Genomic DNA, 18166 nt, shown 5'->3' with positions numbered 1-18166 from the left:
AATAGGTGCGTGCTCTCAAGCAACGAAGTTTATTATACGGACGAATCAGCTCAGGGCAAGAACTTTTTTAAGAAATTTTCCGACCCAGTCATTGGCCTTGATTATCGACTTTATCCGAACACCTCCCTCATTCATCCGCACATGTGCGGATGAATGTGGGAACCCGATACCCTGAGGGCCGGGCCGGCCGGCCCCGGGAGATCGGAGGACAGCATGTCCGGAAAGAAGAGAAAGGGCTCCGCGAGGGCGGTCCCGAGGTCCTACGGAAGGCTCACGAGGCACGAGCGGGACACGGTCCAGAGGATGCTGGAGCGCAGGGCGTCGTGCAGGGAGATCGCGAGGGAGCTGGGCAGGTCGCCCTCGACGGTGAGCGCCGAGGTGGCGTCGCACAGGTTCGTGACGGCGCCGAAGGCCAGGCGCGGCGAGCGCGTGGACGCCTCCGCCGACCTGTCGGCGGCCTGCCCGCGCCTGGCCGCGTGGCCGCGATGCTGCAACGGGTGCGGGCGGTACCGCGCGATCGGCTGCAAGCGCCGCCCCCACGTCTTCTACGAGGCCCGGGCCGCGCAGCTGTGCGCCGACTCGGTCCTCGCCTCGTCCAGGCGCGGGATAGACGCCGACGAGCCCGCCGCGGCGGCCAGGCTGGAGGCGATAAGGGACTGCCTGCGCCGGGGGCTGTCGCCCGAGCAGATGGCGGCGCGCAACGGCGGCCCGGTGGACCTGTCGCCGTCGACCATCTACCGCTGGGTCTCGGCGGGCTACGACGGCATGACCAACATGGAGCTCAGGCGCAAGGTCGGCTACAGGCCGAGGAAGCGCGCCGCGGGCCGGGCGGCCACGCGCCACTCCGCCCGCAGGTCGCATGCCGCGTTCCTCGCCCTCGGGGAGGACGCGTGCGCCGCGGCCTGGGAGATGGACACCGTCGAGGGGGCCCGGGAGGACTCGGCCTGCCTGCTCACGCTGCTGCACCGCCCCAGCAGGCTCCAGCTGGCGCTGCCGCTGGAGGAGAAGACCGCCGGGCGCGTCGCGGACGCCCTGGAGGGCGTCCGGGCCGTCCTCGGCGCCGACGGGACGCGCCGCGTGTTCCGCGCCGTCCTCACCGACAACGGCGCCGAGTTCTCCGACGAGCGGGCGATCGCGGCGCTCATCGGCGAGGGGCCGGGCGAGACGAGGCTGTTCTACTGCGACCCCAGGCGCAGCGACCAGAAGGGCGCCTGCGAGCGAAACCACGTCGAGATAAGGAAGCTGCTGCCCAAGGGCGCCGGGCTCAGGTTCGACCGGCTCGCCCCGGCCGACCTGGCGCTGGCCATGTCGCACGTGAACTCCGAGCCCCGCGGCGCGCTCGGCTTCTCGACGCCCGCGCGCGCCTTCAGGGCGATGCTCGGGGAGGACGCGGCGGCGCTGCTGGACGCCTACGGCGTGGGGGACGTGCCGCTCGGCGACCTCGACCTGACGCCGGGGCTCATCGAGAGGGCGCGCGCCGAGAGGGGCGATGCCCCGCTGGCCTAGCCTAGAGGAAAAACGGAATAGACGGACCGACCGTCCGGCTGAGTCTGGGAAGAGGTGCCGGGCGGCGGGCGGAGCATGGCCACCGGACCCATCGAAACACATCTCCACCGTTCCTTCAACTGGGAAAATGCCGCCCCCGGGTCCCGGATGGGGCCTCGGGGGCGTTCGGCTAGCTGCGGGAACGGCCTATCCGCTCAAAGTGTTCGGCTGAGATCGGAAATCAACCACCCAGTCATTGGGGACGTTCTTAAACGACCAGTCATTCAAGAACGTCCCCAATGTCTACATGAAAGCGCCCCCAAGCGGATGTGCTTGAGGGCGCCTCTTGCTTGACTAGCTCTCGATATAGTCCTTCAGCTTACTGCTACGGCTCGGGTGGCGAAGCTTGGCCAGAGTCTTGGACTCGATCTGGCGGATGCGCTCGCGCGTGACGCCAAACTCACGACCGACTTCCTCGAGCGTGCGGGGATGTCCGTCGACAAGGCCAAAGCGCAGTTCGATAACCTTGCGCTCACGATCGGCAAGCGAATCGAGCACCTGGGTGAGCTGCTCCTGCAGCATAGAGAAGCTGGCCGCATCGGGCGGAACGATAGCCTGGGAGTCCTCGATGAAGTCGCCCAGCTGGGAATCCTCTTCCTCGCCGATGGGGGTCTCGAGCGACACGGGCTCCTGCGAGATCTTCTGGATCTCGCGGACGCGGTCGGCGCTCATGTCCATCTCGGCACCGATCTCCTCGGGGGTCGGGTCGCGACCAAGGTCCTGAAGGAGCTGGCGCTGCACGCGGACGAGTTTGTTGATGGTCTCGACCATGTGCACGGGAATACGGATGGTACGGGCCTGGTCGGCGATAGCGCGCGTGATGGCCTGACGGATCCACCACGTGGCGTACGTAGAGAACTTAAAGCCCTTCTGGTAGTCGAACTTCTCGACGGCGCGGATCAGACCGAGGTTGCCCTCCTGGATCAGGTCCAGGAACAGCATGCCGCGACCGACATAGCGCTTGGCGATGGAGACGACCAGACGAAGGTTTGCGCTGATGAGCGCCTGCTTGGCTTCAAGGCCCACGTTCTCAATGCGCGTAAGACGACGCATCTCGGCACGCGTGAGCTCGAGCTCACCGGCATCGGCGGCCTCGAGCTTCTCGGTGGCCTCAAGACCGGCCTCGATCTTCATGGCCAGATCGACCTCTTCGGAGGCGGTCAGCAGGTCGACCTTGCCGATCTCTTTGAGGTACATACGAACCGGATCGCCGGTCAGCATCACCGTTGAGGCATCGATGCCACGCACGCGGGAGCGTGAACGGGACGTGCGCACGGTGCGCTTCTTCTTGCTCTTGGAAGAACCCATCTCGGCATCGGCCTGACGGGCCATCTTGAGCTCGTGATCGTCGAGAGAGCCGGAATCGTGCTCGTCGTCGTCATCGAAATCGTCGGTATCGGTATCGGTATCGTTATCGTCATCGTCGACGTCCATGGGGGCGTCGTCGTTACCGCTCGCGGAGATAATCTGGATGCCGCTGTTGCGCAGCGCGGAATACACCGCGGTGAGCTGCTCGTCAGAAACATCGATATCCTTCAGGGCGACCTGAATCTCGTCCTCGGTTACCGAAGTCCTGTTTGAGCCGTTGCCCATGAGCTTTGCTACGTAGGATTCCAGCCCAGTACCCGTGCTCTCAGTCTTTTTTGGCACAGATTCTCCCTTCATAGTCCACAGGACTCAATACTTTAGCACACACATTGACGTCTATACCCAAAAAGAGGACTGGATATAGGCGAGAATACGCTGGTTGACCACAACATCTAAGCTTGTTCGGTGCCTGCGGCCTCCGGGCCGATCAAACGGAACGGGTCCGCCACACCGCCGATCGACTTTTGCAGTTCGCGTTGACGCTGCGAATCTTGCGCGGCCTGAACGGTCAGCGCGCGACGGGCCTCATCATCGAGCGAACGGTCCTGGCGCAGCTTGGCCTGTGCGGCACGCATGCGGCGTTTGATGGTGTAGAGCTCGAGCGTATCGAGCATAAACACGATGTTCGTCTCGGTGGGGTGCTTGCTCGTCGCCGAGATGCGCCCGACACTCACAAGCGTTGCCGCCTCGGGACACACCGAGCGCGCCGCATCCATGCAGGCTGCAGGATCGGTTCCCGGCGGCGTTGCCAGAACGGCCCACGCGATGGACTCGTGACGTGGGTCAACCCACTCGATGGAGCAGATGCGGTCGGCATACGTGCGGAACAGGTCGGGGTAGCTCGTGAGCATGGTCAGCAGCTCGCGCTCCCCTGCCAAGGACTTGCGCTCAAGATCGGTAAGAACCATCGGCACCGCCGCAGCCGGTGCGTTCGAACCATCAGGCACAGGCACAGCGCCCATACCATCAGGCACATCGATCGGCGGAAGATCGTCGACGACCTCCACGGGCGCGGCACCGTAGGCATCGAGCGGGACATAGTCGTACGGCTCTTCCTCGACCGGCGCGGACACCGGCGGCGTCGCGCCCGATGCCCAAGCACCGCGACCGGCATCACGAGAACCCGATGCCCGACCGCCCGCATTTCCAAAGCGTTCGGCCTGCGCCCTCTGGCGCTCATAGTTTTGCTCGCGACGGCGTTCCGCATCTTCGCGCTTGGCGACGTCGCGAAACACGCGGCCCGAGCTCGCGCGCACCGTCTCCAAATCCAAACCCAGCAGATCGGCAATCTGGATAAAGTACGTGTCAATCATATAGCTATCGCGCAGCGGATAGATAAGCGTCAGAGCATCTTCCAGCGCCTTGGCGCGACCGCCTGGCGTAGTGATGTCACTCGACTCCTGCAACGAACGGTAAACAAAGTCCATAAGCGGCTCGGCAGCGTCGATGCGCGCCTGCAGTGCCTCGCCGCCATGCGCCGTGATGAACTCCATGGGATCGTTACCGTCGGGCAGCACCACGCAGCGCAGATCCATCGAATCCTGCTCAATAAACTGAATCGCACGGCGCGCGGCCTTCTGGCCCGCGGCATCGCCGTCGAACATATACACGATGCGCTTGGCGAAGCGGGTGAGCGTCTTGACGTGATGCTCCGTGAGCGCGGTGCCCAGCGTAGCGACAACGTTTTTAATCCCCGCCTCCCAACAGGCGATGCAGTCGGTATAGCCCTCCACCACGATGGCAGTATCCTGCGCGACGATAAACTCCTTGGCCCAATTAAAACCGTAGAGGTTTCGTTTTTTATGAAACACGCTCGTCTCGGCGGTATTGAGGTACTTAGGCTGGCCGTCGCCCATAATACGACCGCCAAAGGCAATATTGTGACCCTGCTCGTCAAAGATGGGAAACATCACGCGGTCGTAAAAGCGGTCGGCAAGCTGCCCGCGCCCGCGGCTCACGGCAACGTTCGCATCGATCATCTCCTGCGGGGTAAAACCCGCCTGGGACAGGTGCGACACCAGCGCGTTACGGCCCGGTGCAAAGCCCAGGCAGTAGCGGCGGCAGACGTCGCCACCCATGCCGCGGCTGGCAAAGTACTCGCGCGGACGGCCGTCCTTACCGCGCATAAGCATGGTGTGGTAGAACTGGGCGGTCTCGGCGCACAAATCGTAGATGCGGGCACGCTTGGTGCCGCGCTCGCGGCGATCTCCGGTGTCATGCAGCTCAATACCCGCGCGATCGGCCAAATAACGGATTGACTCGGGAAAGCTCAGGTTCTCGCGCTTCATGATATACGTGAAAACGTCGCCACCCTCGCCGCAACCAAAGCAATGCCACACCTGCGTGGCGGGGATAATGTGGAAGGACGGCGTCTTCTCGCCATGGAAGGGGCAGCATCCCCAAAACTCATGGCCGCGAGGCTTGAGCTCGACCGTTTCCTGCACGATGGCAACCAGGTCAGACGCAGCGCGTACCTGGTCTTTTTCCTCATCGCTAATCACGGATGCTCACCCCCTGATCGCCCAAGTTGTGACGAATATCCTCGATATTACCCTCGACGGTCGCGATCAACTCATCCAGCGAATCGAACACGCGCGACGGACGCAGCCAACGCGTAAACGCCAGCGAAACAGAAGAGCCGTACAGGTCGCCCGTATAACCAATTAAATTAGCCTCGAGATGCGCCGAAGCGACATCGTCGGCATACGTCGGCGGCAGTCCGACGTTCACGGCAGCGGGCCACGCGGTGTCATCGACCAGCACCAGACCCTCATACACGCCATCGGCAGGCACCTGAATACCGTCGGGAACCTGCAGGTTTGCCGTGGGAAAGCCCATGCCAGAGCCCTCGTGACGGCCGCGAATAACACCGCCACGCACCATATACGGACGGCCGAGTAACTCAGCAGCAAGCTCCACATGGCCCTGTCCCAGCTCATGACGAATGCGGGTGGCGCAAATGGCCTCACCGCCCTCGCAAAGCAAGTCGTGCCCGCATACGTCAACGCCGCGCTCGGCACCCCAGGCGCGCATCTCGTCAACACCAGAAGCACCGCCACGACCCAGCCTAAAGTCGCTGCCAACGCGAATCGATCGAATGTCGACCAGACGCGACACCAGCGAGAGAAAAGCAACATGGTCAAGCGCCGCAACCTCAGGCGTAAAGGGAACGGCCACCACCGCATCGACCCCAGTTTGAGCCAGGGCATGCAGACGGTCGGCCGTCGTCATCAATTTTTGAGCGGGCGAAGGGCTCACCACGACGTCCGGGTCGGGATCGAAGGTAACTACGACCGCCTTGCAGCCATGGGCACAGGCATCACGGACAAGCGCCGCAATGAGCTCCTGGTGTCCACGGTGCACGCCATCGAACACGCCGATGGCAATCGATGCGGCACCCAGGTGCTCACACTTATCAAACACATCGGCAGTAACGATGCGAGCCTCGTCCGACTCGCCCGCGAAAAAGATACGCGCGAGCTCGCGAGCGGACAACATCATCGAACACCGCCGATTGCCTGCGGAAACACGTGCTCCATGACAAAGCGGCCACCCTCAATGCGGGCGAGCGCCTTGAGTCCCCCATCGAGCACCAGCGCAAACGGCGCCTTCGAGGCATCGAAATCGGCAAGCGCACGCTCAACGGGAATGCGTCGGCCGCAGAGAAGGTCGTCGGCAAGATTGCCCGGCAAGTCAACACGTGTGGCGCCCAGGGCCGCAATGGGATCCAGGGCAAAGCCAGCCGCGGACTCGGGAGAAAGCTCCTCGACCGCATGACAAGCGCCAATGGAAACAACACCGGAGGCCGTGCGGCGCAGCGCGGAAATATGCGCGGCGCTATCGCAAGCGCGGCCCAGGTCGCGAGCGAGCGCACGGATATAGGTGCCCTTGCTCACCGAGAACGCCACGGTCCACACACACGTATCACCTTCGCCGCCCACGGCGATCAGGTCGGCGGCATAGACCTCGACGGGGCGCGGAGGTAGGTCCACCGCATTGCCCTCGCGAGCAGACTTGTAGGCGCGAACGCCATTGACCGAGATAGCAGAAAACGCCGGCGGCACCTGCATCTGCGGACCCAGCATGGCGACCAAGCGCTCACGCGCATAGGCAGGATCGCGGAGCTCGTCGGCAACAGCCACCGTGCGGACCGCCTCGCCCTCCGCATCATCGGTATTGGTCTCGACGCCAAACGAGATATCGGCAACGTAGCTTTTGGTATCAAGCGTAAGCATGCCCAGCAGACGTGTGGCCTGACCCACGCCCACCACCATGACGCCCGATGCCATGGGGTCGAGCGTTCCGGCATGACCGACGCGCCGCTCATGGAGGGCGCGTCGGCATTGCGAAACCACGTCGTGGGACGTGCAGCCCACCGGCTTATCGACGGCGAGCAGCATATTCAATTGAGAAGGCGTACGACGAGCCATGTACCATCCAAAATGTTAGAGCTCGACGGTCACCGAAGCGGGATCCTCCCCCACCAGCTCGGCCAGCATGGGAAGTGCCACGGCGAGCGTCTCGCGAATCGTTCCGTTGTTGGAAAAGCCGGCGGCGGCATGATGCCCGCCACCGCCAAAGTTGGCAGCGATCTCGGACACATCGAGGTCACCCTTGGAGCGCAGGTTGCCGCGCACCTTGGTATCGCCGTCGATGCCCTTTAAGAACAGGCAGACCTCGACGCCCATCACCGAACGCACCACATCGACCAGACCGTCACATTCATCCGAGGTGACGCCGCAGGCCTCAAGGTCGCTCTGGAAGGCATAGCTATACGCCACGCGCCCGTGCGCGACCGTCTTGATACGGCCCATGACAATGGACTTGAGGTGCAAAAACTCGACGCGCATGCTCTGATAGACCTCGAGTGCGACACGAGCCGGATTGGCGCCATGCGCCACCAGGCGCGAAGCAGCATGGAACGCGGCAGCATCGGCGTTCTGGTACTGGAAACGACCGGTGTCGGTCACCAAGCCACACAGCAGGCAGGTCGCAACGCCATCACGTGCGACAATGCCGCAATTGTCCAAAAAGCGGTCGATGATCATGGCGCAGGCTGCGGCGCCGACGCACCTCAGGCTCAGCTCGGCAAATTCCTCGCGCGCCGGATGGTGATCGAAGCACACCACATGCGACGAGCGGCGGAGCACCTCGGCTGAGTTGTTCAGACGCTCGACGACCGGCACGTCCACCGAGATGAACAGGTCCGGATTGCCGGTATACGCAGATGCCGGCACCAGACGGTCGGCACCCTCCATAAAGCGGTAGATGCGCGGAACCGGGTCATCGTCTGCCAGCAGCAGGGCAATGTCCTTGTTGGGGAAAAACTTCATAAGCGATAAGCCCAGACCCAGCACGGAGCCCAGGGCGTCACCATCGGGAGACGTATGTCCCGAAATCGCAATGGAGGACGCATCCTCGATGAGCTCGAGGATGCGTCGCTGAATATCTGCAGACTCGCACGAGGCGAGGTCGGCGGAATTAGTCATCTAAAGCTGCCTCCTGGGCGGCATCCGCTATCGGATAGCCGTCCTCGTCCTTTTCGATCGCAAGCGTGGCGGGAACGTTTTCCAGCGCACGCGTGATGCGCTCGGCCTCATCGGTCGAGCGATCGATGCGAAAATCGAGCTCGGGCGTAACACGCCAATCGAGCGAGCGAGCCAACAGGCTGCGAATACGGCCCTTAGCGCTTGCGAGCGCCTCCATGACCTCGTCGTATCGGCTCGCATCGCACGACACGTACACGCGCGCGAACGAACGGTCCACCGCGACCTCGACCGCGGTCAAAGTAACCAGGTCGAGACGCGGATCGGAAACCTCAAAGAGCAGGATATAACCGAGCTTCTCGCGAAGCTGCTCGCCCAGACGGCGGGTTGCCTGCGTTTGCTTCATAGCGCTACCCCCTACTCGGTACGGGCAACCTGGTCGATGCGGTAACCCTCGATCTGGTCGCCGGGCTTGATGTCCTGGAAGTTCTCCAGGCCTATGCCGCCCTCGGAACCGCTCTTGAGGCTCTTAGCCTCATCCTTGTAGTGACGCATCGAGGCAATCTTGCCGTTGAAAACCACGATGCCGTCGCGCACCAGGCGCACGGAATCGGTCGCGGCGATCTCGCCCTCTTCGACGCGAACACCGGCGGCAATGCCGACTTTGGGCACCTTGAAGGTGTCCAGGACGGTCGCGGTACCCGTGGAGACCTCGACCTCGGTGGGCTTGAGCATGCCGATACGGGCAGCGTCGAGCTCCTCGAGGCACTTGTAGATGACGTCGTAGCAACGGATCTCGACGCCCTCGCGCTCGGCAGCGGAGCGGGCCTTGCCGTCGGGGCGCACGCCAAAGCCAATGATGATGGCATTGGAGGCGTCTGCCAGGACGACGTCGGTCTCATTGATGGCACCGACCGCGGAGTGGATCGTGTTGATGCGCACCTCGGACTGGTCCATCTTGTCGAGCGAGTCCTGAAGGGCCTCGATGGAACCCTGGACGTCGGCCTTGATGATCAGGTTGAGTTCCTTGACCTCGGCGTCGGCGATGGTCTCGAAGAGGTTCTCGAGCGTGACGTGCTTCACGCGGCTCTGCTCCTCGATACGGGCCTTGAGCGAACGCTCATCGGCCAGGGCGCGAGCCTCACGCTCGTCCTCGAACACGCGGAACTCGTCGCCGGCGTTGGGCACGGACTGCAGGCCCAGGATCTCAACGGCGTCGGAGGGACCGGCCTCGGTGACGGCGTTGCCCTTGGGGTCGAGCATGGCGCGAACGCGGCCATAGGTAAGGCCGGCAACCAGCGTATCGCCCACGTGCAGGGTACCGCGGGTCACGAGCACCGTGGCAACCGAACCGCGGCCCTTGTCGAGCTTGGCCTCGAGGACGTTACCGGAGGCAAAGGTGTCGGGGTTGGCCTTGAGCTCGAGCACGTCGGCCTGGAGCAGCACGGTCTCGAGCAGGTCGTCGATACCGATCTTCTGCTTGGCCGAAATGTTGACGAACATGTTCTGTCCGCCCCACTCCTCGGGGATGATGCCGTACTCGGTGAGCTCCTGGCGCACGCGGTCGGGATTGGCGCCCGGCTTATCAATCTTATTGACGGCGACGACGATGGGTACGCCGGCGGCCTTGGCGTGGTTGATCGACTCGATGGTCTGAGGCATGACGCCGTCGTCGGCAGCCACGATCAGGATGACAATGTCGGTCACCTTGGCACCGCGGGCACGCATGGCCGTAAAGGTGGCGTGGCCCGGGGTATCGATGAAGGTGATCTTGCGGTCGTTGATCATGACCTGCGAAGCGCCGATGGCCTGGGTAATGCCGCCCGCCTCGCCGGCAGCGACGCCGGTGTGACGAATGGCGTCGAGCAGGCTCGTCTTGCCGTGGTCGACGTGACCCATGACGGTGACGACCGGGGCACGGGGCTTAAGGTCGGCGGGATCGTCGTAGAACGAGAAGGTGTTCTCCTCCTCGGGGGTGATGATCTTGATCTGGCGGCCCAGGTCGTCGGCAACGAGCTCGACGAGGTCGTCGGACATGGACTGTGTCATGGTGAGCGGCGTGCCCAGCAGGAACAGGCGCTTGATGATGTCGTTGGCCGGAACGTCGAGCGCCTCGGCGAGCTCCTGGACGGTAACTCCCTGGGAGACCTTGATGGCGTCGAGCTCCTCGGGGTTCACGCCCTGGGCCAGCGCCTCCTCAATCTTGCGCTCCTCCTGAGCCTTAGCAGCCTCGCGCTCGCGCTTCTCCTTGCGCTTCTTGCGGCGACCGGTGGACTCGCGAGAGGCCTCCTCGACGGCAGCGCGGGCCTCCTCGAGAACCTTCTCGCGGCTGTACTCCTCGGCCTCGCGAGCCATGCGGCTGTAGTGGTCCTCATCGTTGCCGTGACCGCCCTTGCGCTTCTTGCCCTTGCCCTGCTTATCGGGGTTGGGGAAGTCCATGCCGGCAGCGACGTTGTTGCTGGCGTTGGTGCGATGGCTGTGCGGACGGCTCTCGGAGGCGTTGCGCTCGGAGTTGTTGTCGGAGGCGTTGCGATCGTTACGACGGCCACCGCGACGGTCGTTGTTGCCGCTGCGACGGTTGCCGCGCTCGGCGGCGCGCTCTGCTTTGGCCTTCTCCTCGGCGTCCTTCTTCTCCTTGAGCACGGTCTCCTGTGCGGCGATCTGGTCGAGCAGCGAGCGGAAGCGCGAACCGGAGTCGGAAGCGGGGACGGCGCGGCGCTGGGCCTCGCGGGCAGCCTCCTCCTTCTCGCGGGCAAGGCGCTCCTGCTCAGCCTTCTTCTTGGCCTCGGCCTCGGCACGGGCGGCCTCCTCGGCAGCCTGGGCGGCGGCGAACTGGCGGCGCTCCTCCTCGCGTGCCTTCTCGGCGGCGATGCGCTCACGCTCGGCCTCGGCAGCGCGCGCTGCCTCCTCGGCGGCGGCTGCCTCCTCCTCGGCCTGCTTGGCGGCCTCGACTTCCTTGGCGCGGGCCTCGATCACCGATGCGAGCTGCTTGCGGACCATGGCGACGTAAGCGTCCTCCAGGGCGGAGGAAGCGGACTTAGCGGGAATCTTCATTTCGGCGAGATGACCCATCAGTTCCTTGGAGGTCATGCCGAACTCTTTGGCCAGGGTGGACACACGGACTTTTGCCATATGACTTCACCTACCCTTTCTGGCACCTTGGGTGCCTAGAGACTGAACGAGCGTGGGAGATGCGCCGGGACCTGCCCGGCGCGACCGCGCGCTAGATCAGGTCCTCCGCATCATCGAAGGCGTCGGTGTCGTGGACACCGCAGAAACGGGAGCCGGGGCGGGCTTGGTTGCGGCACTGGACGCCGTCCTCGGACACGTACTCACAGCGACGGACGTCGTCGTCCTCCTCGTCACCGATCAGGTCGGCAGCGGGCTCCTCGTGAACGGGGACGTTCTTGAGGATGTCGGCAGCAAGGGTCTCAGACTTGATGTCGATGTGCCAGCCGGTCAGGCGAGCGGCGAGGCGGGCGTTCTGGCCCTCCTTGCCGATGGCGAGCGAAAGCTGGTCGTCGGGCACGATGACGCCGGCGTAGGCCTTCTCCTCGTCGATGAGGACGCGAGTGACCTTGGCGGGCGACAGGGCGTTGGCGACGTAGACGGCCGGATCGGCATCCCACAGGATGACGTCGACGCGCTCGCCGCGAAGCTCGCCCACGACGGCACGAACACGGCTGCCCTTGGGGCCGACGCAGGCGCCCACGGGATCCAGGCGATCGTCGAGCGAGTGGACGGCGACCTTGGAGCGCTGGCCGGGCTCGCGGGCGATCGACTTGATCTGGACGGTGCCCTCATAGATCTCGGGCACCTCCTGCTCAAACAGACGACGCATGAGCTCGGGATGGGTGCGGGAGATGACGATCGGCGGACGGCTGTGCTCGCCGCGAACCGGCTGCAGGTTGGAGTTGGGGTCGCGGACGTCGATGATCACGGCCTTGATGTGCTGGTTGTGCAGATAGCGCTCGCCCATCGGACGCTCGTTGCGCTCGTTCTCGTAACGACGCTGGTCAAAATGCGGCAGCTCGGCCTCGACGCCATCGCGGATCTTGACGATCGTGAAGTCGGGCGTGGACTGCAGCACGGTACCGCTGATGAGGTCACCGATACGGCCGGAGAACTCCTCGTAGATCTGCTCGCGGGCGGAGTTGCGCACGATGGCGTTGATCTCGGCCTTGGCGTGCTGGGCGGCGATGCGGCTCGTGTTCTTGGGGGTGACGTCGATTTCCTCGAACTCGGTGAAGTTGCCCTCCTCGTCCATGGAATCGTCGATTGGCTCCAGACGGTAAACGTAGATCTTGCCGGTGGTGCGGTCGATGGTCACCTTGGCGCCCCACTCAAGATGCAAGATCTCGGCATAGCTCTTGGCGAGCGACTGCTCTAGGCGGTCGATCAGGTAGAGCTGGTCGATGTGCCTCTCCTGGCAAAGCTCCATCAGGGCGGACATCATGTCGGATGCTGCCATCTTACTTTCCTTCCTTCGCGGGCTTGAAGTCATAGGTGGGCTTCAACTTGCACTTTTTAACATCAGAGAAATCGAGGGTGACGGACTCGCCGTCCTCGAGCTCGAGGGTCACGTTCGTCTCGGTCGCGGCGGCAATCTTGCCGGAGTACTTGCGACGGCCCTCGGTGGCGGTGGAGGTGAGCTCGCAGTCCTCGCCCACAAAGCGGGCAAAGTCGCGCGGACGGCGCAGCGGACGCGCCATACCCGGGCTCGACACCTCGAGCGTATAGCTCGAAGAAATGGGGTCGAGCTCCTCGATCACGTCGCCGACCCACTTGGTATTGGCCGTGACGTCGTTGAGCGACAGGCTCTGACCCTCGGCACCCTCGATACGCACACGCACGCAGGGGGCCTTGGTGGCGCCCACGAGCTCAACGTCGACAATATCGACATCGTGCTGGGGAGCGACGGCCTCGAGCGCGTCGATGATCGCCTGCTCGGTCTTGGTCTTGACCATTGCGGCACCTCCATCCATACAAAAAAGAAGCGGGGCCGAAACCCCACTTCTTTCAATTACAACTTCATTTGCAAGCAAACTATACCAATACCTGCGGAAACGTGCAAGCACAGTACGAATCTGCAGGTCAGCGTGCGCACAGCTTCTCCACAAGAATAGGACAATTGACCGAAGACACCATGGCAGGTACATGCAATAAACGAGGGACGGCCCAAACGGACCGTCCCTCGTTTATTGCATGTCAGCTTTGCGCGCAGCGCTTACTTGACCACCAGGTTGACCAGCTTGCCGGGCACGCAGATGGCCTTGACGACCGTCTTGCCCTCGAGCCACTTGGCGACGGCGGCCTCGGCGGCAGCCTGCATCTCCTCGTTGGAGGCATCGCGGGCAACGTCGACGCGGCCGCGGACCTTGCCGAGCACCTGGACCACGATCTGCACCGTGTCCTCAACGGACTCGGCCAGGTCGAACTCGGGCCAGGCGGCGGTGTAGGCGTTGCCCTCGCAGCCGAGGGCCTCGTGCCACAGCTCGTCGGCCCAGAACGGGCAGATGGGGGCAAGGACGCTCACGATATCCTTAGCCACGCCGTAGCACAGCGCCTTGTCGCGGGCGGTACCCTCGGTGGCGTTGAGGTAGGCGCTCGCCGCGTTGACGAGCTCCATGACGGCCGAGATCGCGGTGTTGAACTGGCCGCGATCGAAGTCCTCGGTGCACTTGGCGATGGTGCGGTGACGCTCGCGATAGAGCTTCATCGCAACCTCGTCGAGCGCGGACTTGTCGAAGGCCACGTTGGCGTCACCGGACTGGACGAGCTGCCAAACGATACGCCAGGCGCGCTTGATGAAGCGGTTGGCGCCCTCAACGGCCTTGGGATCCCAGTCGAAGTCCTTCTCGGGCGGAGCGATAAACAGGATCGCCAAACGCATGGTGTCGGCGCCGTAGGGCTCGATGACCGAGCTCGGGGGCACGACATTGCCCTTGGACTTGGACATGGTGTCGCCGTTCTCGTCCTTGACCATGCCCTGGCACAGCAGGTTGGTGAAGGGCTCGTCCACGCTCAGCAGGCCCAGGTCGCGCAGCGCCTTGGTAAAGAAGCGACTGTAGAGCAGGTGCAGAATGGCGTGCTCGATGCCGCCAATGTAGTTATCGACGGGCATCCAACGGTCGGCGGCCTCTCGGGAGAAGGGCAGCTTGGTGTTGTGCGGATCGGTATAGCGCAGGTAATACCAGCTGGAGCAGGTGAAGGTGTCCATGGTATCGGTCTCACGCTTGGCCGGGCGGCCGCACACCGGGCAGGTGGTCTCGTAGAACTCCTTGCACTCGGCAAGGGTCTCGCCGGCGCCCAGGTCAAGGTTCTCGGGCAGCGTCACCGGCAGCTGATCCTCGGGCACGGGCACGATGCCGCAGTGCTCGCAGTGGATGGCCGGGATGGGGTTGCCCCAATAGCGCTGGCGGCTGATGAGCCAGTCGCGCAGACGAAACTCGACCTTGCGACGACCACAGCCCATGGCCTCGAGGTCGGCCACGATTGCAGCCTCGCCCTCGGAGTGCTTACCACCGCGCATGCCGGTGTACTTGCCGGACTGGACGAGGGTGCCCTCGGCAGCGTGAGCGCAATCCCAGTCGACGGTCTCGGCATGGAAGGTATCGATGGTCTCGCCGCTGGCCTCGACGGCAGCGCGATCGTCATCGTCTAGGATGATCGGCACGATCGGCAGGTCGTACTTACGGGCAAACTCAAAGTCGCGCTGGTCGCCACAGGGAACGGCCATGACGGCACCGGTACCGTAGTCGGCGACGACATAATCGGCAACCCACACGGGGACCTTCTCGCCGTTGACGGGGTTTACCACATAGCGGCCCGTAAAGGCACCGTGCTTCTCGAGGGTGCCCTGGGCACGCTCGACGGCAGAGATATGCTTGGAGTCCTCGACGATCTTGGTGACGGCCTCCTCGTACTCCGTGCCCTCGACGAGCTCATGCAGGCCGGCGTACTCGGGAGCCAGGACAAAGAAGGAGACGCCAAAAAGGGTGTCGGCACGCGTGGTAAAGACGGTGATCTTGCCCTCATCGCCCTCGATGGGCTCGCCATCCTGGTCGCACAGGGTAAAGTCGACCTCGGCGCCCTCGGAGCGACCGATCCAGTTGGCCTGCATCTGCTTAACGCGCTCGGGCCAGCCGGGGAGCTTCTCCAGGTCGTCGAGCAGCTCCTGAGAGTACTCGGTAATCTTGTAGTACCACTGCTCAAGGTCGCGCTTCTCAGGCTCGGTGCCGCAGCGCCAGCACTTGCCCTCGGTAACCTGCTCGTTAGCCAGAACGGTCTTGCAGGTGGGGCACCAGTTGACCGGGTTCTTCTTGCGGTAGACCAGGCCCTTTTCCCACATCTTCTCAAAGATCCACTGGCCCCAGCGGTAATAATCGGGGCTGCAGGTCTTGACCATGCGATCCAGATCGTAGGAGAAGCCCATGCGCTTCATCGTGGCGAGCGCCTGGTCCATGTTCTTATACGTCCAGGCGGCAGCCTGCGTGTTGTGCTTGATGGCGGCGTTCTCGGCAGGCAGGCCAAAGGCGTCAAAGCCGATGGGATGCAGCACGTCATAGCCGCGCATGCGGGCCTGACGGGCCATGGCATCGCCGATGGTATAGTTGCGCGCGTGGCCCATGTGCAGGTCGCCCGACGGATACGGGAACATCTCGAGCACGTACTTCTTGGGCTTGCTGTCGTCGGTGTCGACAGCAAAGAGGTTGGAGTCCTCCCAGGCCTTCATCCACCGGGACTCGATGGCCTGCGCGTCGTAAACAGGAATCTCGTCCTTATGATCTGTGCAATCGCACATATCAGCTCCTTTGTTATCTCGGTTGGGGCGGGGCGTTCTTACCTTTGCTCGCTGCTGCGGACAGTCCTGCTCGCACGAAGAGCACATTAAGTGCTCTTCGGCTCGTGCGGAACTTGCAGCGAGCAAAGGTAAGAACGCCCCGCCACATCGTTAACTCGCATGATGATAGCAAATACAACAAGAGAGATGCCTGCGACTTGCAGGCATCTCGCTTTATCTAAATAACGTGGTTGGGAATCAACCTTTGTCTGAAACTCGTTCTAGCACGAACGGGTTTTCCAGGTGCCGCAGATTGCCGTGAAAGAGGAGCGTCGCGTACTTTGGTACGCGAGCGACGGTTTGAACGGCAAGGTGCGGTGCTTGGGAAAGCCGCTTAGCGGTAGCTGACGCTTTGCTGGGAGTCCTTCACGACAACGTCGTGGGCGCCGCCTTCGACGATGGAGGTGGAGCTGACCAGCGTTAGGCGTGCCTTTTCCTGGAGCTCGGGGATCGAGAGGGCGCCGCAGTTGCACATCGTGGACTTAACCTTGTAGAGCGTGCCGCCCACGCCGTCCTTGAGGGATCCAGCGTACGGGACGTAGGAGTCGACGCCCTCGACGAAGCTGAGCTTCGCGGCGCCGCCCAGGTCGTAGCGCTGCCAATTGCGAGCACGCGCAGAACCCTCGCCCCAGTACTCCTTCATGTACTGGCCGTTGACGTTGACGCGCTCAGTCGGGCTCTCGTCAAAGCGCGCGAAGTAGCGGCCCAGCATCATAAAGTCGGCACCCATGGCAAGGGCAAGCGTCATGTGGTAGTCGTAGACGATACCGCCGTCGGAGCACACGGGCACGTAGACGCCGGTCTCCTCGTAGTACTCGTCACGGGCGCGGCAGACGTCGATCAGCGCGGTGGCCTGGCCACGACCGATGCCCTTGGTCTCGCGGGTGATGCAGATGGAACCACCGCCGATACCGACCTTGATGAAGTCGGCACCGCAGTCGGCCAGGAAGCGGAAGCCCTCGGCGTCGACAACGTTACCGGCACCGACCTTGACGTCCTCGCCGTAGTTGGCGCGGATCCACTCGATGGTGCGCTTCTGCCACTCGCTGAAGCCCTCGGAGGAGTCGATGCACAGGACATCGGCACCGGCCTCGATGAGCAGCGGCACGCGCTCGGCATAGTCGCGGGTGTTGATACCGGCGCCGACCATGTAGCGCTTGTCGTTATCGAGCAGCTCGTTGGGGTTAGTCTTGTGACTGTCGTAGTCCTTGCGGAACACAATGCCCATGAGGTGATCGTTATCGTCGACGATGGGCAGGGCGTTGAGCTTGTTGTCCCAGATAACGTCGTTGGCAACCTTGAGGCTGATGTTCTTGTCACCCACGATGAGCTGCTCACGCGGGGTCATGAACTCGGAGACCTTCGTCTGGTGGTCATCGCGGCTGGGGCGATAGTCACGGCTGGTGACGATGCCCAGGAGCTTACCCTTGGGAGTGCCGTCGTCGGTGACCGGCATAGTGGAGTGACCGGTCTTCTCCTTGAGCTCGATGACCTGCTCCATGGTCATGTCGGGGGTCAGCGTGGAATCGGACTGAACGAAACCGGCCTTGTGATCCTTGACGGCCTTGACCATAGCGGCCTCGGACTCGGCGCTCTGGGAACCGTAAATGAAGGACAGGCCACCCTCGGTAGCGAGCGCGACACCCATATCGACGCCCGAGACGGACTGCATGATGGCGGAAACCATGGGGATGTTCAGGGTGATTGCCGGCTTCTCACCGCGCTTAAAGCGGGTTAGCGGCGTCTTAAGAGAGACGTTGTTGGGGATGCACTGCGAGGACGAGTAACCAGGGACCAGCAGATACTCCGAAAACGTGTGGGACTCACCGGGAAAGAACGTAGCCATGTTTCTCCTTTTTCCATGCGACCGGTCGGCTGCAGGCCTCGTAGGACCCAGCCCAACCTTGGGCGCCCAATACTGGGG

12 protein-coding genes are annotated in these 18166 nt (G+C 63.2%); 1 reads left to right on the top strand and 11 read right to left on the bottom strand.

Annotation, left to right across the window (positions count from 1 at the left end):
• Positions 1-213 precede the first annotated feature (213 nt).
• The gene (locus tag ACESWY_RS04190) at positions 214-1506 is read left to right on the top strand and encodes an IS30 family transposase (RefSeq protein ID WP_373093163.1); all 1293 of its coding nucleotides are present in this window, start codon (positions 214-216) and stop codon (positions 1504-1506) included.
• Between the two features lie 333 nt (positions 1507-1839).
• Here the strand turns inward: ACESWY_RS04190 and rpoD are convergent, their stop codons facing one another.
• The 11 genes from rpoD to ACESWY_RS04135 all read right to left on the bottom strand — a co-directional run bounded on the left by rpoD (position 1840) and on the right by ACESWY_RS04135 (position 18088).
• A complete protein-coding gene (gene rpoD / locus ACESWY_RS04185; protein WP_118256094.1) occupies positions 1840-3195 on the bottom strand; it encodes an RNA polymerase sigma factor RpoD in 1356 nt (451 codons plus the stop codon).
• 110 nt (positions 3196-3305) lie between these two features.
• On the bottom strand, positions 3306-5414 hold the full coding sequence (dnaG, locus tag ACESWY_RS04180) for a DNA primase (protein WP_373093164.1): 2109 nt from the start codon (positions 5412-5414) through the stop codon (positions 3306-3308).
• Entirely contained in the window at positions 5407-6414 is a 1008-nt protein-coding gene (ribF, locus tag ACESWY_RS04175) for a riboflavin biosynthesis protein RibF (protein WP_254668698.1), read from the bottom strand. Before ribF ends, dnaG begins: the two co-directional genes overlap by 8 nt.
• A complete protein-coding gene (gene truB, locus ACESWY_RS04170; RefSeq protein ID WP_138112369.1) occupies positions 6411-7343 on the bottom strand; it encodes a tRNA pseudouridine(55) synthase TruB in 933 nt (310 codons plus the stop codon). Before truB ends, ribF begins: the two co-directional genes overlap by 4 nt.
• 15 nt (positions 7344-7358) lie before the next feature.
• Positions 7359-8402: a DHH family phosphoesterase gene (locus tag ACESWY_RS04165; RefSeq protein WP_373093165.1), complete on the bottom strand. Its 1044-nt coding sequence runs from the start codon at positions 8400-8402 to the stop codon at positions 7359-7361.
• The gene (gene rbfA / locus ACESWY_RS04160; protein WP_006234038.1) at positions 8395-8805 is read right to left on the bottom strand and encodes a 30S ribosome-binding factor RbfA; all 411 of its coding nucleotides are present in this window, start codon (positions 8803-8805) and stop codon (positions 8395-8397) included. Before rbfA ends, ACESWY_RS04165 begins: the two co-directional genes overlap by 8 nt.
• A gap of 11 nt (positions 8806-8816) precedes the next feature.
• Positions 8817-11531, bottom strand: a complete 2715-nt coding sequence (gene infB / locus ACESWY_RS04155) for a translation initiation factor IF-2 (protein WP_373093166.1) — start codon at positions 11529-11531, stop codon at positions 8817-8819.
• A gap of 91 nt (positions 11532-11622) precedes the next feature.
• Positions 11623-12870, bottom strand: a complete 1248-nt coding sequence (nusA, locus tag ACESWY_RS04150) for a transcription termination factor NusA (protein WP_118080522.1) — start codon at positions 12868-12870, stop codon at positions 11623-11625.
• A 1-nt stretch (position 12871) separates the two neighbouring features.
• Positions 12872-13366 carry a ribosome maturation factor RimP gene (gene rimP, locus ACESWY_RS04145; RefSeq protein ID WP_373093167.1) on the bottom strand — a complete coding sequence of 165 codons (495 nt, stop codon included), beginning with the start codon at positions 13364-13366 and terminating at the stop codon, positions 12872-12874.
• A gap of 260 nt (positions 13367-13626) precedes the next feature.
• Positions 13627-16203, bottom strand: coding sequence for a leucine--tRNA ligase (leuS, locus tag ACESWY_RS04140; RefSeq protein ID WP_138112361.1), 2577 nt, complete (start codon positions 16201-16203; stop codon positions 13627-13629).
• A 373-nt stretch (positions 16204-16576) separates the two neighbouring features.
• A complete protein-coding gene (locus ACESWY_RS04135; protein ID WP_006234046.1) occupies positions 16577-18088 on the bottom strand; it encodes an IMP dehydrogenase in 1512 nt (503 codons plus the stop codon).
• Between the last annotated feature and the right edge of the window lie 78 nt (positions 18089-18166).

The sequence above is a fragment of the Collinsella aerofaciens ATCC 25986 genome (assembly GCF_964237925.1).
Classification (GTDB): Bacteria; Actinomycetota; Coriobacteriia; order Coriobacteriales; family Coriobacteriaceae; genus Collinsella; species Collinsella aerofaciens_BJ.
The sequence above is the reverse complement of the archived record's forward strand: the minus strand, read 5'-3'. Positions and strand labels throughout refer to the sequence as shown.

Excerpts from the sequence above, each read along its gene's own strand:
- ACESWY_RS04190 (WP_373093163.1), top strand. The coding sequence starts at position 214 with ATGTCCGGAAAGAAGAGAAAGGGCTCCGCGAGGGCGGTCCCGAGGTCC.
- ribF (WP_254668698.1), bottom strand. The coding sequence starts at position 6,414 with ATGATGTTGTCCGCTCGCGAGCTCGCGCGTATCTTTTTCGCGGGCGAG.
- truB (WP_138112369.1), bottom strand. The coding sequence starts at position 7,343 with ATGGCTCGTCGTACGCCTTCTCAATTGAATATGCTGCTCGCCGTCGAT.
- ACESWY_RS04165 (WP_373093165.1), bottom strand. The coding sequence starts at position 8,402 with ATGACTAATTCCGCCGACCTCGCCTCGTGCGAGTCTGCAGATATTCAG.
- rbfA (WP_006234038.1), bottom strand. The coding sequence starts at position 8,805 with ATGAAGCAAACGCAGGCAACCCGCCGTCTGGGCGAGCAGCTTCGCGAG.
- infB (WP_373093166.1), bottom strand. The coding sequence starts at position 11,531 with ATGGCAAAAGTCCGTGTGTCCACCCTGGCCAAAGAGTTCGGCATGACC.
- nusA (WP_118080522.1), bottom strand. The coding sequence starts at position 12,870 with ATGGCAGCATCCGACATGATGTCCGCCCTGATGGAGCTTTGCCAGGAG.
- rimP (WP_373093167.1), bottom strand. The coding sequence starts at position 13,366 with ATGGTCAAGACCAAGACCGAGCAGGCGATCATCGACGCGCTCGAGGCC.
- leuS (WP_138112361.1), bottom strand. The coding sequence starts at position 16,203 with ATGTGCGATTGCACAGATCATAAGGACGAGATTCCTGTTTACGACGCG.
- ACESWY_RS04135 (WP_006234046.1), bottom strand. The coding sequence starts at position 18,088 with ATGGCTACGTTCTTTCCCGGTGAGTCCCACACGTTTTCGGAGTATCTG.